This window comes from Cyclobacterium salsum (genome assembly GCF_010119245.1).
GTDB classification, from domain to species: Bacteria; Bacteroidota; Bacteroidia; order Cytophagales; family Cyclobacteriaceae; genus Cyclobacterium; species Cyclobacterium salsum.
Window position 1 is genome coordinate 1 of record NZ_WNKG01000021.1, and the last position, 14747, is coordinate 14747.

A 14747-nucleotide genomic window follows, 5' to 3' on the forward strand; every position below is an offset into this window, starting at 1 on the left:
CCAACCCGCTTTCCAAGGAGGACCCCTCCCTGCTCAGGCAGCTTAAGATACCCTTTTCGGCTGAGGGGGTTCGCCACCTCAAGCTACTAGCCAAACCCGTGGACCGCCTGCCTTCCTGGCACGGTGCCGCGGGAAGCAAAGCCTGGCTTATGGTCGATGAAATTGTAATGAACTAGAGTGAAAAAGCATAAGGGCAATGTATGAATTGCCCTTAGCTGAATGGTTACTTTATGAGTTAAGAATGACCTTCTGCCTCTTCCTCACTTTGCGCCAATAAGAAAGATTTTATAAAATCATTTAGCCCTCCATCCAGGACCGTCTGTACATCCGAGGTTTCGTGTCCGGTTCGGGCATCTTTCACCAATTTATAGGGATGCAATACGTAGTTTCGGATTTGGGAGCCAAAGTCAATTCTCATCTTTCCTGACTCTACCTTAGCTCTCTCCTCGTTTCTTTTCTCCATTTCTACCTGATAGAGCCGGGACTTCAACATTTGCATGGCTTTTTCCCTGTTTGCCAGCTGGGAGCGCTCCGCCTGGCAGACAACCACGATCCCGGTAGGTTTGTGGGTCAGTTGCACTTTGGTTTCTACCTTGTTTACATTTTGGCCTCCTGCTCCTCCGGACCGGGAGGTATGAAATTCCACATCGGCAGGATTGATGTCAATGGTGATGGTGTCGTCCACTACCGGATACACGTATACGGAAGCAAAGGAAGTGTGCCGCCTCCCCCCACTGTCAAACGGGGAAATACGCACCAGGCGATGTACGCCGCTCTCGGACTTTAGAAAACCGTATGCCAAAGGACCTTCAAATTCCAAAGTCGCCGATTTGATACCGGCCACTTCTCCTTCCTGCAAATCTACTTCCTTCACCTTGTAGCCGTTTTTTTCACCCCACATAATGTACATGCGCAGTAAAATGGAGGCCCAGTCGTTACTTTCGGTTCCGCCCGCTCCCGGATTAATCTCCAACATAGCACTCAACTGGTCTTCTTCCCCGCTAAGCATCTTCTTCAACTCAAGATCTTCTACCTTATCAAGCTGCTTTTCGTATTCCTTTTTTAACTCTTCCTCGGATACGTCACCGGCATTGTAGAATTCCCACAAAACCTCCAGATCCTGAATGCCGGAATCAACCGCTTCATACTGGTTGGTCCACGATTTACGGGCCTGAATCTGCTTCATTACTTTCTCTGCTTCCGCAGGATCGTTCCAAAAATCAGGCTGTGCAGAAACAGCCTCAAATTCTTCTATTTCCTTTTTCTTCCGGTCGAAGTCAAAGATACCTCCTCAAGGCCAAAACGCGGGCCTTCAAGTCTTTCAACTGATCTGGTGTCATTCTATCTATTTTTTTGGTTAATTTATCGTACAAATTTCGGTATTTCCGAACGTATTACCTATTACCGGAGCAAAACAAGCTATGGCTCTTCCAGATCCTCTTGTGGGATGACCTGAATCTTATTTCTACCTTTTATTCTGAATCGCTTGTATCTCAGCGGTTGAAGTATCAATCCCGCTCCTATCAGCGCTCCACCGGTAATCAAGGTTCCGGATGTATATTCGATAGTTCCTTCGGCATACAAACTATTGATGCCAGTCGCAAGCAACAGCATAGTCCCGGCGGCCATGGGAAGCAAACTCAAATTACCCAAGGTTCTGTTTCGTTCGTCTTTTCCCCGAATATCAATCGCTTCTATCTGGCTCAATAGCAGTACATTTTCCTCCAGGACAAGGATATCGCTCTTTATTTCCCGGATTTCATCCTGTATGTAATAGTCCAATCCTTCTTGCAGGTACACCAGTTGATCCCCTTCCTCATAAACAAGTCGGGTTTTTTGGTTGGCACCTCGTTGGAGGATCAGGTAATTCTGCCCGAAAACAGACACATTTACCGAACCCAAAAGCCATAATAAAAGGAAAATTGATTTCAGTCCCGGAACAGATAAGTGATCGGATTTAATAAATTCGAAATTCATCTCAGTATTTCCTGATCCAACCGTAGGTGTCAGGAACTTTTCCATACTTGATATCGTCCAGGGCCTTCAATACCCTATTGGAAAACGCGTCGGCTGGTTTTTCGGGCAACAGGTAGTCTTTTCCATGTATATTAATGAGTCTGATAAAGGCCACTGTAGCGGCCGTGCCGGTGCCAAAAGCCTCTTCGAGTCTACCGGAAATGAGGGCCTCTTCCAATTCGGCCACGGTTACAAAGCGCTCTTCCACCGGCACGCCCATATCTCTTGCCAGCGTCAATACGCTATCTCTGGTAATTCCTTTCAGGATGGTACCCGTGTTAGTGGGGGCAGTGACAAGAACCCCATCAAGGACAAACATGACGTTCATGGTACCACTCTCTTCGATGTATTGATGGGTTTTTCCATCCGTCCACAGCAGTTGGTCGTACCCCTCGCTTTGAGCTTTTTGGGCAGGAAAGAGGGAACCTGCATAATTACCTGCCGCTTTGGCCGCTCCTGTACCTCCCTCCACCGCGCGGGCAAATTCTGTCTCCACCTTCACCGCCACCGGTTTGGAATAGTATTTACCAACAGGGGAAGCGAGAATCATAAACTTGTACTTAATGGAAGGCCGGATGCCCAGGAAATCATCATCTGCAAAAACAAATGGACGGATGTATAAGGAATAACCGGGATTTTTAGGCACCCATTCCCTGTCCACTTCCAAAAGCTTACGCATACCTTCCATAAAAACCTCCTCCGGAACGGCCGGAATGCACATCCTCGAGGCTGATTCATTAAGTCTTCGCTGATTTGCATCCCCACGGAAAACCAAAATTTCACCGGCTTCGTTGCGGTAGGCTTTTAATCCTTCAAAAACAGATTGCCCATAATGAAGGGTGGCATTGGCCGGATTGATCTCCAGGGGGCCATAAGGTTCCACCCGCATATTCTGCCATTCCCCATCGATGTATTCCGCCACAAACATGTGGTCACTAATAATATGGCCAAACGACAGGGTGTCAAAATTGGTATCTGCTAGCTTCGACCGCTGCGATTTGGTAACGGTAATTGATAAGGTCTTGTTCATATTCACTTATTTCCCTGGACGCCAGGTGATTTCTTGAATTTGTAACTCCAGTGCCAGTTGCCTGCCCAAAACAAAAAGGTAATCCGATAGCCGGTTGATGTATTCGGGAATCAACTCGTCGACAGTTGAGGATTCCCTTAACAAAATAATTGCCCTTTCTGCTCTTCTGCACACCGTCCTGGTGATATGGGCATAAGACACTACGGGATGCCCACCGGGCAGGATAAAGTTCTTGAGCGGAGGTAGACCAGACTCCATCAGGTCAATCTCCGCCTCCAGAAATAAAACATCCTCCTTTGTAAGCTCCGGAATGTTAACTGCTTTTTTTTCCGGATCGGCGGCCAACATGGCTCCAACCACAAAAAGCCTGTCTTGTATGCTTGTGAGTTTTTCCTCCCGCTTTTGGTTAATTTCCTGATCTCTCAAGAATCCCAAATGGGCATTTAATTCATCAATGGTACCATAGGCATCAATCCGCAAGTGGGATTTAGTTACCCTAGTACCTCCCAATAGAGAGGTTTCACCTTTATCTCCAGTTTTTGTATATATCTTCATCAATTCAACGGGCGGAACAAATTATACGATTGATTTATCCACCACTGTAGGATTAGGATTAGCTTCATCCGATTCCACCAGTCCATCTCTCAAACGGATCACCCGATGAGCATAATGCGCAATATCGTCCTCATGGGTTACCATGATAATGGTATTTCCTTTTTGATGCAATTCATGGAATAAATCCATGATATCGTAAGAGGTTTTGGAATCCAGGTTCCCGGTAGGTTCATCCGCCAGGATGATACTTGGATCATTGACCAATGCCCGGGCAATTGCCACTCGTTGCCGTTGTCCCCCGGATAGTTCATTCGGTTTGTGGTGAATCCGATCATCCAAACCGACACTCTTTAAGGCAAGAAAGGCCTTTTCATCCCGATCCTTTTTATTGAAACCAGCATATATCAAGGGCAAAGCCACATTGTCCAGACATGTCGCCCGGGGTAACAGGTTAAAGGTCTGGAAAACGAATCCAATTTCCTTATTTCTTATTTCGGCCAATTCATTTTCATCCATATCGCTCACATCTTTTCCGTTTAGGATGTATTGACCGAAGGTGGGCGTATCCAAACAACCAATGATATTCATCAGCGTGGATTTCCCGGATCCGGAAGGCCCCATAAACGCCACATATTCTCCTCTGTCTACTTCGATGCTGACAGATTCCAGGGCATGGACCTCTTCTGCTCCCATCCGGTAAATTTTTTGCAATTCTTTGGTTCTGATGATTTCTGGCATAATAACAAAGGATTTGAAAATGTGAAGATAGGAGATTATAGGTAAAAAGAGGAATTCAACGAGTTAATTTATATCAATGGAATTTGAGGTGTTCCAGTTGCAGCTGGGTAAGGTCTTCCTGTCCTATCCATTCTGACATCGTCGCAAGGTTGCTACTGGCATATTGATCCAATCCAATAATTCGGCAATATTTTACCAATTCAATCCAAAGTAAAGGGTCTTTATTAAATTGACTGGCTTCCTGTAACAAGCGGTAGCGCTCCTCCGCTTCCGAAACCCTTTCGATAGCTGCCAACACCATGGGTGTCCTATAGGCATTACCTCCCGTTGAAAGATCTGCCTGGTTAGGCTCAACAGGCTGCTTTCCCTGAATCATTTCCACATACTTTTGAACAAACACTTTTTCTGCTTCGGATGTTTCAGCCTTCATTGCTAAGGTGTATAAATTATCCAGTCTATCCGTTTCCAGCCAATGTCCCTTTTTAAGCAGCATTTCTTTGGCCAGATACTGCTTAAAGTGCTGGCCTTGCAAACTATCCAGGGCAGGAAGCAATTCTTTTCCTAGCATTTTTGGCAGTCTCGCCAGGGTCTGGTAAAATTGTACCGTATCATTTGATTCCAGGCTACCTGCTTCATCGAATCGCATCCAACTGGGGTAGTTCACATTTTGGGTTCCCGCAATAAACGCAGCTTCTTCCTGCATCCCTCCAAAATAAAGGTAAGGCAAATGGGCAGGAGTAAATCGGGAAAAGCCCTTTAGCATCGCTTGCTTCCATTCGATCGCTGCTTTTTCAAAATCCCCCTCTCTGGAAAGAACCCAACCAGCAAAGGAATGATAATAACCTGCGTTACCAGTAAACCGGAACGCCATGCCATTTAACTGTTTCAACAATTCATTCACCTCCCCTACTCGAAACTCCAATAATAAGCGGGATTCCCTGATGCTTTCCTCAACGGACAAATCAAGTTGCAGCCTTTCGGACAGCCTTTGAACCGTTTCTCTGAATTCCTCCTCCAAATCCGTATCAAAGCGGGTGCTAAGCTGATTTCGTAAGAGGGCCCGGTTGATTAGGTTACCCGCCTCCTTTAGGGAATCCATCGCTATGACCTGGGGGGTAGTTCCTCCTGTGGCATTCGCATGTGCCAGCCGATTTATTTTCAGCTTAAGGGATGTCTCTGATTCATCAGAAGGCTCCACCACTTTCCCATGAGCTATTTTTACTGCTAGCTCGTTTAGATTTTCTGCCTGGCCTTTTACCGCCATAGTATCGAAAATGGCCAATGCATCCTCCGGTCGGTTCATCCCATGATAGATCAGTGCCAGGTTATTGGAAAGATAGGTACTAGTGGGATAATATTCCAGGCCTTCCTTCAGGTAAAAAATAGCCTCATTTATACGCTGACGCTTCTCGAGCAACTGGCTGAGCAAAAGGATATCCGGTACCTGAGGATTTTCTTCAAAGCTCCTCTCAAGGGTTTTCAATGCCAGTGTGGGTTGGTTTTGGCTTAAATACAGATGCGCAGCGGCAAGGAGGGCTTTGTCGTTCTCCCGGTACCTTTCAAAGGCATTCTCATACAAAACTGTAGCCTCTACCGGCCGTTCGCTGGCATAATAATAATCCGCAGATAATTGGGTTGAGGCCGTGCTGAATTGAACGGCTACTATACCATCCGCATAGACCAAAAATATCAATAAACTCAATACACCCCCCAGGCGGTAGTGAAAAAAAGGAAAGAAAGGCGGCTTATACAAAATCGTTCCAATCGCCTTTCCGCTGTTGATGATACCTGAAAAATTCACCCAGACGTAAAGAAAGAACAACAATCCGAATCCCAATTGGCTGTAAACAAAAACATGATTCAAAAAATCCACCATGGGACTGTTTACGGTACCCATTCCCTTAAATAGCACCAAGAGGCAAATGGAAAAAGCTGTTAAATAAAAAAGCTTCCCTACCCAGGGTGCCGCAAAAGGCTGCGAAGTATGCTCCATTTTGTGGACGACGACCGGGTACCCGACGATTCCGGCTACCATCAACAGTACCTGAAAAGGAGGCAAGGGCCAACCTGCCAGACTTCCGGTTATATCCAATAACATCAATCCCAGCAGCAACAGGTAAAGCAAACCAACTCCACCGAAATGCCAGCCCATTTTTATTCCCACCCCTTCATTAAGTTTTCCCAAAAAGAGAAATACCCCAGCGAGGATGGCATTTCCAATGTAGAGCACAAAGCCAGCGGCAATGGTAAGCGCCATAAGACTGGTGTTTTCAGAAAATAACAAGGTAGGGTAAGGGGCATTTGCAAAGTAAATCAGCAGTACCGGGCAAGCAATCCCTAGGCCAAAAACGAACATCGCGCGCCAGCCTAGGGACAAGTTATCAAAAAAAAGGTGTATGGCCGCCGCCGGAAGTAGTAAACAAAACAAGGCGATTATCAGCCCAAAATTACTACCTATTCCGGCTATATTGAGGCTATTTAAACCGCTGATGGTCAACAAAAAAATAAGGGTGCCCGCCCCCAATAAAAAGGCATTGCGCCGGAGCATGGTCAGCAACCAAACCAACACGAGAAATAATAACCAAATCAGCATTCCCATCATTTGGCTCCATTCTGGAAAGGAAAGCGGTGCGTCGGATGCGTATCGCTCTATGAGAAGAAAATTCTGCGTATTAAGGGCAAGGGAGTCTGTCCCGGTTAAAAACGTATCCAGGGGAACGGTAAGGGGCTCTGACCCAAGGATGGTCCGAATAGGAAGCTGAGAAATATCCCAAAAATACAATCCCAGGATAGCTAATCCTGCAAAGCAAAGAATAGCCAGTAGCGTAAAATAACTGAATTTTACCAAGTCATCCGAACGCATTATTCCATTACCTTCGGAACGCGGAAATAATCAGAATCTCTCTGCGGGGCATTTTTCAGCGCTTTTTCATGGTCCAGGTGCGTTCCTACCTTGTCTTCACGCAGGATGTTTTCTTCGGAGGACATGGTAATCAGCGGTTCCACCTCAGAAGTATCCAGTTCATTTAATTTCTCCACCCAATCCAAAATTTGGGTCATATCCCTGGTCATTTTTTTTGCCCCACTTTCATCAAACTCCAAACGAGCCAGGTGCGCAATTTTTTTTAGCGAATTAATATCCAACTTCATAAGCTGTTCATTTTTCTTTCAGGCTTTCATTGTCTTTCCACAATTGCTCCTGGATAATACGGTAACATTTCTCTTTGAGTTCTCCCACGTCCCTAATTCCCAAACCTTCCACGGAAACCGGGGGATGGATGACTACTTTTACCGGTTTGTACCGTAATAGAAACCGGCCATCATCCGGCAAAATTAAGTGATTGTAGGATAAAGTGATAGGAATTACCGGAATTTGTTTGTCCACGGCCGCTTTAAAAGCTCCATCTTTGAAGCGGGCCATTTTTGGGGGCTCGTTGCTGGAAATTCCCCCCTCCGGAAAAAAAACCACGCTGCTCCCCTGATCCAGGGCTTCCCTCGCCCGCTGCACCGATTCGCCCCTGCTTTTCAGGCTGTTTCTATCTACTGCAATGTGCAGATTCTTAAACATGTATCCAAAAAGAGGCACTTTTCCTAAAGAGCTCTTCCCAATAAATACCAAATCAAAAGGAATCAGACCCAAAACGGGAATATCGAGGTAAGAAAAATGATTGGCTACAATCACATAGGGCCCTTTTTCCTTAAATTGACTGAGGTTTTCCATTCTTACTCTAAAAAGCAGCATCCCAAAAAACACCTTGGACCAGACGCGGTTTAGCTTTCTTCCCTGGGCTTTTCTTCCGGAAATTTCGATCGTAAAAGCAAAAACCGGAAGCAACACTAAAAACGTAAGGATAAATACAATGGACCCGTATAGGGAATAAAGCCTTTGAATTATTTTCATCATAGAAAATAGGATTTTATTGGGTCCCGAAAATAAACAAAAATCGGAGAACCCTGCCGAAAGGGCTTGGTTTATCCGGAGGTAACTTTTTTAGGCCTGTACTTTTTTCACCCTGAGCGAAGTCCCCTCGGTACTGATTACCTGAACGGTTTCCCCTCTATCTATAAACTCGCCTCGGGAATAGGCATCGTAAATTTCATCATCAATAAGCACCTTCCCACTCGGCATAAGCCGGGTATGCGAAACACCTTGTTTTCCCAGCATTTCGTTGCTGTAAAAAGAAGAGGTGTATCCTTCTGATTTTTGATGCGTGTCGGCCAACGAAATTTTACTGAAACTTTTCCATTGATTTACCTTTGGGGTAAGGCTGAAAATGAGCACGGTAGAAACAATGACTGACAATATGACGGTCAATAAGGCAGTAAAAAGCTTTCCTGAACTTACAAAAGTAAAATCAAACAGGTCGTTGGGCAGCATGCCCATGGTCAGGCCTGCCAACACACAAATGATGCCCAAAATCCCGAACACCCCAAATCCAGGAATGACGAAAACCTCCACCGCCAACAAGGTTATTCCCACAATGAAAATCACTAGTTCCAGGTTGCTGGCCAAACCAGTCAGGTAGTAGGGAATAAAATACAGTACCACGGCAATGCCACTGGCTGCAAGGGGAAAGCCAATGCCCGGAGTTTGTATTTCAAAATAAATACCTGCAAATATCACCAAAATCAGAAACCCACTGACCGCAGGATTTAGGAAAAATGAAATAATATCTTCGGCCACAGAGGGTTCGTAGCGATACACTTCGTAATTTTCCAACCCGTTGCGTTCTATGATTTCATCTATGGAAGCCACTTCTGCCTCGCAAAATCCATTAGCAATGGCCTCCGACACGGAAAAGGTAATGACTTCACCGGCATTGGAAATTCCCTCTACTTCCAGGTCTTCGTCTACCATGGCCTCCGCTATTTGCGGGTCTCTGCCAGTGGCTTCGGCCGTGCTCCGCATCATGGAGCGCATGTAAGACTGGTATTTATCCGGCGCGGCCTCCCCGGTCCCACCCATTACTACAGTCGCCGCACCGATGCTTCCTCCCCTGGCCATGTAGATGCTATCACAGGCGATGGAAATCAAGGCTCCAGCGGATGCGGCATCCTTATCAATAAAGGAATGAATCGGAATCTCTGATTCCAAAAACAAGGTCCGGATGTCATCGGCATCATTTACCGCTCCTCCATAGGTGTCCATATGGACGATTATCATTGCTGCCTTTTTTTCCTTTGCATCTTCCAGTGCAAGGGTAACCTTTCGGTTCATCCTCGGATCAATATCACTTTTCATATCAAATACGTACACCAGCTTTACCGAATCCGGTTGCTCCTCATTTTGCCCGAAGGACAGATGCACCATTGAAAAAAAAGCCGCTGTAAAAAACAATAAATTAATTACCAATTTCATTTATTAATTCATTTAATATTTCTCGTTTGAATATACCAATAAAAACCATCATTGTTCCCATTGGAGCAAAATGGTGTTGCAATTGATAAAATAAATATCAAATTTGCATGAATGTTGGTAAATACTTGTCAGAAAACTGTTTTTAAAATGAAGTGCTGGATTTTGATTTTGGGGATGATCAGTTTGGCAATCCCTTCCTGGGGAAGCGAACTAACAAAAACGGATTCCGTGGGCATAGAGCGAATCGGGGATAAATCCTATATAATTCATGAGGTGGAGCCTCAGGAAACCTTATTTGGAATCTCCCGTCGGTACAATACCCCCGTAGGCGACATTGTCCAAAGCAACGATAATCTCAAAGCCGGACTTAAGGTTGGCCAACGAATCCGGGTGCCGTTCGTGGAAAATCAAGCCCTGCCGGAAGGAGCCAAGCTTCATCAGGTGATTCCGGGCGAAACGCTTTTTGCGATTGCCCAAAAGTACGATTCCGAAGTACAAGACCTGATGGAATGGAATGAGCTTAACGGAACGGATATCAGTGTGGGACAATCTTTGATCATCAAGGGGCTGAAGGAAAAAGAAGCTCCTGTTACCAACGAAAAAATAGAGGAAACGGTAGAAATGGCGGATCAAACCGTGGCTGTAACCAGCGAAGAAGTGACTCCCTCACCGGACAGCTCCAATAGTAAGCCAGCAGCGCAACCGGAAAAAGCCCCTAAAGAACGTAAAAGCTCCCCGACCAAAACAGCTGAAAACAAACCATTGGTGTCCAATACAGGGAATTGGATTTCGCATAAGGTCGTGCAGGGGGAAACTCTTTTTGCGATTGCCAGAAAGTACGATGCAAAAGTGGAAGACCTGATCCAGTGGAACGGCCTTTCTTCCAATAACTTAAAAATAGGTCAAACCCTAAAAGTAGGAAGGGAGACCAATGCACAAATTCCGGTCAGTCAGCTACCCGGACCTCCAAAGTCTGAAACGCCCACTCCTCCAGCGACCACCCGTAGTGAGAACCGGTCTGCTCCCTCATCTGGTGGAGCTACTTCCGTTTCCACTTCCAACTCGAATGTGGGAGCGTCCACGGCCTTTAAAAACGTTACGGAAAGTGGACAAGCAGAAGTGATTGAGGGCACAGGAAATCACAAAAAATACCTGGTGCTCCACCGCACAGCTCCGGTGGGTACCATCATGAGAATCCGAAATGAAGAAAACGATGTCACCGTTTTTGCAAGAGTGGTGGGGGTATTGCCGGAAACAGGGGACAACAACCGCCTCTTAATCAAAGTTTCCAAAGCAGCTTTTGACCAATTGAAAGCGGTAAATTCCCGATTTAGGGTAGAAGTGGCCTATTAAAAATTGATCTCCTTTTTGCATCCACTCCCATGAAAACCAATTTCCTTTTTAACCCAATATCCGGGACAATCACTTGCTTCGCCATTTCGGAAATGCCTTGATTCCGCATTATTATTTAACTTGCGTGAAATCGTTGAAGAATAATTGGACATACAGGTTTGATAGAAAATGAATATAAGAAAAAATAAACCGGTTATCGGCATCAGTATTGGAGACATCAATGGGATCGGTGCTGAGGTTACCATGAAGGCACTTCAGGACAGCCGCTTGCAAAAAATGATTACGCCGGTAATCTACGGCCATGGCAAAGCCATCACTTATTACCGAAAAATACTGGACATGAATGACTTCAATTTTATGCAGGTAAAAGGCATAGAAGACATTCATCACCGGAAGACCAATGTGATCAACGTGGTACAGGAATCTCCGGAAGTAAGTCCCGGTGTGGAAACCAGTGAAGCCGGAAAAATGGCCCTGGCAGCCTTAGATCAGGCAATTGTCGACCTAAAATCGGAACAGCTCGATGCACTTGTGACCGCTCCTCTAAATAAAAACAACATCAATAGCGAAGAAACGCCTTTTATTGGACATACCGAATACCTTACCGATGCCTTTGAAGCAGTAAAGAGCCTGATGTTTATGGTATCGGAAGATATGCGCATTGGATTAGTGACGGGACATATGCCGCTTAAAGAGGTGGTGGCTGCTATTACTTCAGCCGCCATTAAAGAAAAATTGAAAATAATGCTCAAGTCTTTGAAAGAGGATTTCGGTATTCCCAAGCCAAAAATCGCGGTTTTGGGGGTAAACCCCCACGCTGGCGAGGACGGGTTATTGGGAATGGATGAGCAAGAGATCATACAGCCGGTAATCAAAGAATTTAAGGATAAAGGAAATTTGGTTTTCGGCCCCTACCCGGCAGATGGGTTCTTCGGCATGATGCACCAGAAGAAATTCGATGGCGTCCTGGCCATGTACCACGACCAGGGCCTTGTGCCCTTCAAAACGGTATCCTTTGATTCGGGTGTAAACTTTACTGCCGGGCTTCCCATCATCCGCACCAGTCCGGACCATGGTACGGCTTATAATATTGCTGGAAAAAATGCGGCAGACGCAGGATCCATGCGAGCAGCGATATTCCTGGCTCACGACATCATTAAGCGAAACGATGACTGGGACACAGAAGAATAAAATATTTAAAGCCAATATTTTAGAAAACAGAAATTTATCCCTAAATTTGCGGTCTTAATTCAAATAATGAAATTCATAAGGAAGTTCGATATTGACATCATCCGATTGAAAGAAGGAGAGCATGCGTTTCATTTTGAAGTAGATGATGCGTTCATGGATCATTTTGAGAAAGTCAAAGAGGTCATTCATCATGGGGAAGTCGGTGTTGATGTGTTACTTGATAAAAGAATAAATCTGATAGAGGCGAATTTTCAGCTGCAAGGTACGGTTCGTCTGACCTGCGACAGAAGTCTGGAAGAATTCAACCATCCACTCTCGGTATCCCATAAAATTGTCTACAAATACGGGCAAGAGGAAAAAGAAATCAACGATGAGATTTTCCTGATTACCAAGGATACGCAAGTCATAAACGTGGCACAGTTGATTTATGAATTTATTCTGCTATCCATTCCGGCAAAGAAGATTCATCCGGACTACCGTATCGACGACGATGAAGTGGACGAAAACGATGGTTGGATCGTATACGAAGCGGGAGAGGAAGACGACGAAAAAGACAATGACAAAACTGAGCAAAACCCGTTTTGGGAAGCTTTGAAAAACTTTAAAAATAACGAATAATCTAAAATTACATAGATATGGCACATCCTAAACGGAAGATTTCCAAAACCAGAAGAGACAAAAGAAGGACGCATTACAAGTTAAATGCTCCAGGTCTGGCACAATGCCCTACCACGGGTGAATTTCACCTACCCCACCGGGCTTTTTGGCTGGACGGCAAATTATATTACAAAGGTCAGGTTATCATAGAAAAAGAAGTTTTAGCCTGATTTCTTACTCATTCCTTTTCTGAACTGCCCTGGAAAAAAATTTTCAGGGCAGTTTTGTTTCATTCCTTCTATTTTTCGCTTTTGGTTTTTTCCAGGAACTTTTTCCTGATCACCTCTTGTACTGGTCTGTTTTCAATTTTGCTTTCCAGCCAGGAAATGATATCCAGGTATAAAAATGCCCGCCTTTCATAAGGATGATTTTCAAATACTTTCAGCTTATCCAGCAGGTCGACGAAAGCATTTTTTAGTTCATAGTCATAAATTCTGCTTAGATTTCGAACAAAGCGCACCATTTCCTTCTGGACCTGATGTAAATCATCCATCTTGATCAAAAAACGATATACATTCCGAATCTGGATGTCCAGCTTTTCGTCCCGGCCCGCCTCATAACTGGCGATTAATTTCAAAATATGGGCAAAGCACTGCAAATCTTCCCTCAAGCCATCCTGGTTGTTTTGGATCACCTGATCCAGGTAAAAAATAGCCTTTTCATTGTCTCCATTTCCAAAATACAAACAGGCCACTTTATAATGCAGTACCATCAGGTGGTGAATGTCTAATTTGTTTCGGATAGGTTTTATATCCCTCAACAATGCTGGCAGCAGATTCTCCACCCCCTTTGTGAATTCTCCTTTTAGAAAATGAATATTGACCAGATTGGAATAAAGGTATAGGAATGCAAGTATTCTGCTGTTGTCATCCATCATAAAATCATTGCTTTCCAGGCTATTGCGAAATTCTTCCAGCACCTTTGTAAAGCGGTCGTAGTATCCCAAGTAAAAAAGCGTGTCAAGCAGGTAATGGTAGGCTTTCAGGTAATTCCCCGTGGCCACTTTGACCATATGAGGCGAGGCATGAAATAGATCCACCCAATGTTGGGCTGCGCGGTAACATAAGGGGAAGTCCTGGATAATATGAAAATACCAAACCTGTGCCTGGTACAGGTACATTTTCTCATAAAACCCCAAGGAAGACAGCTCATAAGCTGGCATGTTGCGCTTGTAGAAATTCTCTAACATCCGCCTCCCTTCCTGGTCCTTGATATAACCTGTCTTGAGGTAAATACCATATAACTGAAGCGAAAGACTGGAAAAACGATTTTTCAGATCTACTTTCCAGGATAGGCGGGAGGATTCTTCACTGAGTATTTCAGCCCTATTTCGGATACTCCGGGTAATGTGCTGCGATTCGATCACCTTCTCCATCTCTACCACTCGCAGCATCACCGTATCCAGCCCGTATTGTGCTGCCATTTGCTTCGCTCTGTCCAATACTTTCAGGCTCTGCATGTAAAGCCCCTTGTTAAACAATATCCGCCCAAAATCAATCTGCTCATTAAGCTGAAGCTCTACGTTTCGGTCTGCATACAATAGCCTTAGCGAAGTCAACAGCTGCTTGTACAAATGCGCTTTCATGTTTGGCAATTGCTTTTTAGACACAGGTACTTTTTCCAACAACTGCCTTTCGTCGTAATTTCCCATCTTTTCCATGGTCTCAAATAGCCTAAGAAATTTTGCATCCTGGTTAGAGGACAACCTTTTTGTAAAAAGCTTGAAATTCCGCTTTTCCGAGGGAGACAGGCTGGAAATTAAATCAAACAGCGAATCTTTTTTAAAATTGGATATCATATAAAAATAAATTATAACACACTGATTTCCTTTTATTTATACAACCCAAT

General features: G+C 44.8%; 14 protein-coding genes. 4 read left to right on the plus strand and 10 right to left on the minus strand.

Annotated elements, in window-relative coordinates:
- Positions 1 to 235 precede the first annotated feature (235 nt).
- The 9 genes from prfB to GJS45_RS22990 form a co-directional block, all read right to left on the minus strand.
- A protein-coding gene (gene prfB / locus GJS45_RS22950; protein ID WP_162344233.1) for a peptide chain release factor 2 occupies positions 236 to 1340 on the minus strand; the annotation gives its coding sequence in 2 pieces (ribosomal slippage) (positions 236 to 1279 and positions 1281 to 1340; 1104 coding nt in all).
- 79 nt (positions 1341 to 1419) lie between these two features.
- Positions 1420 to 2022: a hypothetical protein gene (locus tag GJS45_RS22955; protein WP_235954933.1), complete on the minus strand. Its 603-nt coding sequence runs from the start codon at positions 2020 to 2022 to the stop codon at positions 1420 to 1422.
- The gene (locus GJS45_RS22960) at positions 1979 to 3046 is read right to left on the minus strand and encodes a branched-chain amino acid aminotransferase (RefSeq protein ID WP_162344234.1); all 1068 of its coding nucleotides are present in this window, start codon (positions 3044 to 3046) and stop codon (positions 1979 to 1981) included. Before GJS45_RS22960 ends, GJS45_RS22955 begins: the two co-directional genes overlap by 44 nt.
- A gap of 6 nt (positions 3047 to 3052) precedes the next feature.
- Entirely contained in the window at positions 3053 to 3601 is a 549-nt protein-coding gene (locus GJS45_RS22965) for a cob(I)yrinic acid a,c-diamide adenosyltransferase (protein ID WP_162344235.1), read from the minus strand.
- Between the two features lie 21 nt (positions 3602 to 3622).
- Positions 3623 to 4339, minus strand: a complete 717-nt coding sequence (locus tag GJS45_RS22970; RefSeq protein ID WP_162344236.1) for an ABC transporter ATP-binding protein — start codon at positions 4337 to 4339, stop codon at positions 3623 to 3625.
- A gap of 73 nt (positions 4340 to 4412) precedes the next feature.
- A complete protein-coding gene (locus tag GJS45_RS22975) occupies positions 4413 to 7202 on the minus strand; it encodes a tetratricopeptide repeat protein (protein ID WP_162344237.1) in 2790 nt (929 codons plus the stop codon).
- Complete coding sequence (gene gatC / locus GJS45_RS22980) at positions 7202 to 7489, minus strand: Asp-tRNA(Asn)/Glu-tRNA(Gln) amidotransferase subunit GatC (RefSeq protein ID WP_162344238.1); 288 nt, start codon at positions 7487 to 7489, stop codon at positions 7202 to 7204. The genes GJS45_RS22975 and gatC overlap by 1 nt, the downstream gene beginning before the upstream one ends.
- A 7-nt stretch (positions 7490 to 7496) precedes the next feature.
- Positions 7497 to 8243: a lysophospholipid acyltransferase family protein gene (locus GJS45_RS22985; protein WP_317165120.1), complete on the minus strand. Its 747-nt coding sequence runs from the start codon at positions 8241 to 8243 to the stop codon at positions 7497 to 7499.
- An 87-nt stretch (positions 8244 to 8330) separates the two neighbouring features.
- Positions 8331 to 9698, minus strand: a complete 1368-nt coding sequence (locus tag GJS45_RS22990) for an NfeD family protein (RefSeq protein ID WP_202928161.1) — start codon at positions 9696 to 9698, stop codon at positions 8331 to 8333.
- Between the two features lie 147 nt (positions 9699 to 9845).
- On the opposite strand from GJS45_RS22990, the gene GJS45_RS22995 reads away from it, so the two are divergent.
- From GJS45_RS22995 to rpmF, 4 genes are all read left to right on the plus strand, one after another.
- On the plus strand, positions 9846 to 11051 hold the full coding sequence (locus GJS45_RS22995; protein WP_235954934.1) for a LysM peptidoglycan-binding domain-containing protein: 1206 nt from the start codon (positions 9846 to 9848) through the stop codon (positions 11049 to 11051).
- 168 nt (positions 11052 to 11219) lie between these two features.
- The gene (pdxA, locus tag GJS45_RS23000; protein ID WP_162344240.1) at positions 11220 to 12242 is read left to right on the plus strand and encodes a 4-hydroxythreonine-4-phosphate dehydrogenase PdxA; all 1023 of its coding nucleotides are present in this window, start codon (positions 11220 to 11222) and stop codon (positions 12240 to 12242) included.
- Between the two features lie 66 nt (positions 12243 to 12308).
- A complete protein-coding gene (locus GJS45_RS23005) occupies positions 12309 to 12860 on the plus strand; it encodes a YceD family protein (RefSeq protein WP_162344241.1) in 552 nt (183 codons plus the stop codon).
- A 17-nt stretch (positions 12861 to 12877) separates the two neighbouring features.
- Positions 12878 to 13069, plus strand: coding sequence for a 50S ribosomal protein L32 (gene rpmF / locus GJS45_RS23010; protein ID WP_162344242.1), 192 nt, complete (start codon positions 12878 to 12880; stop codon positions 13067 to 13069).
- A gap of 68 nt (positions 13070 to 13137) precedes the next feature.
- On the opposite strand, the gene GJS45_RS23015 is transcribed toward rpmF, so the two are convergent.
- Positions 13138 to 14697, minus strand: coding sequence for a hypothetical protein (locus GJS45_RS23015; protein WP_202928162.1), 1560 nt, complete (start codon positions 14695 to 14697; stop codon positions 13138 to 13140).
- Positions 14698 to 14747: the final 50 nt, after the last annotated feature.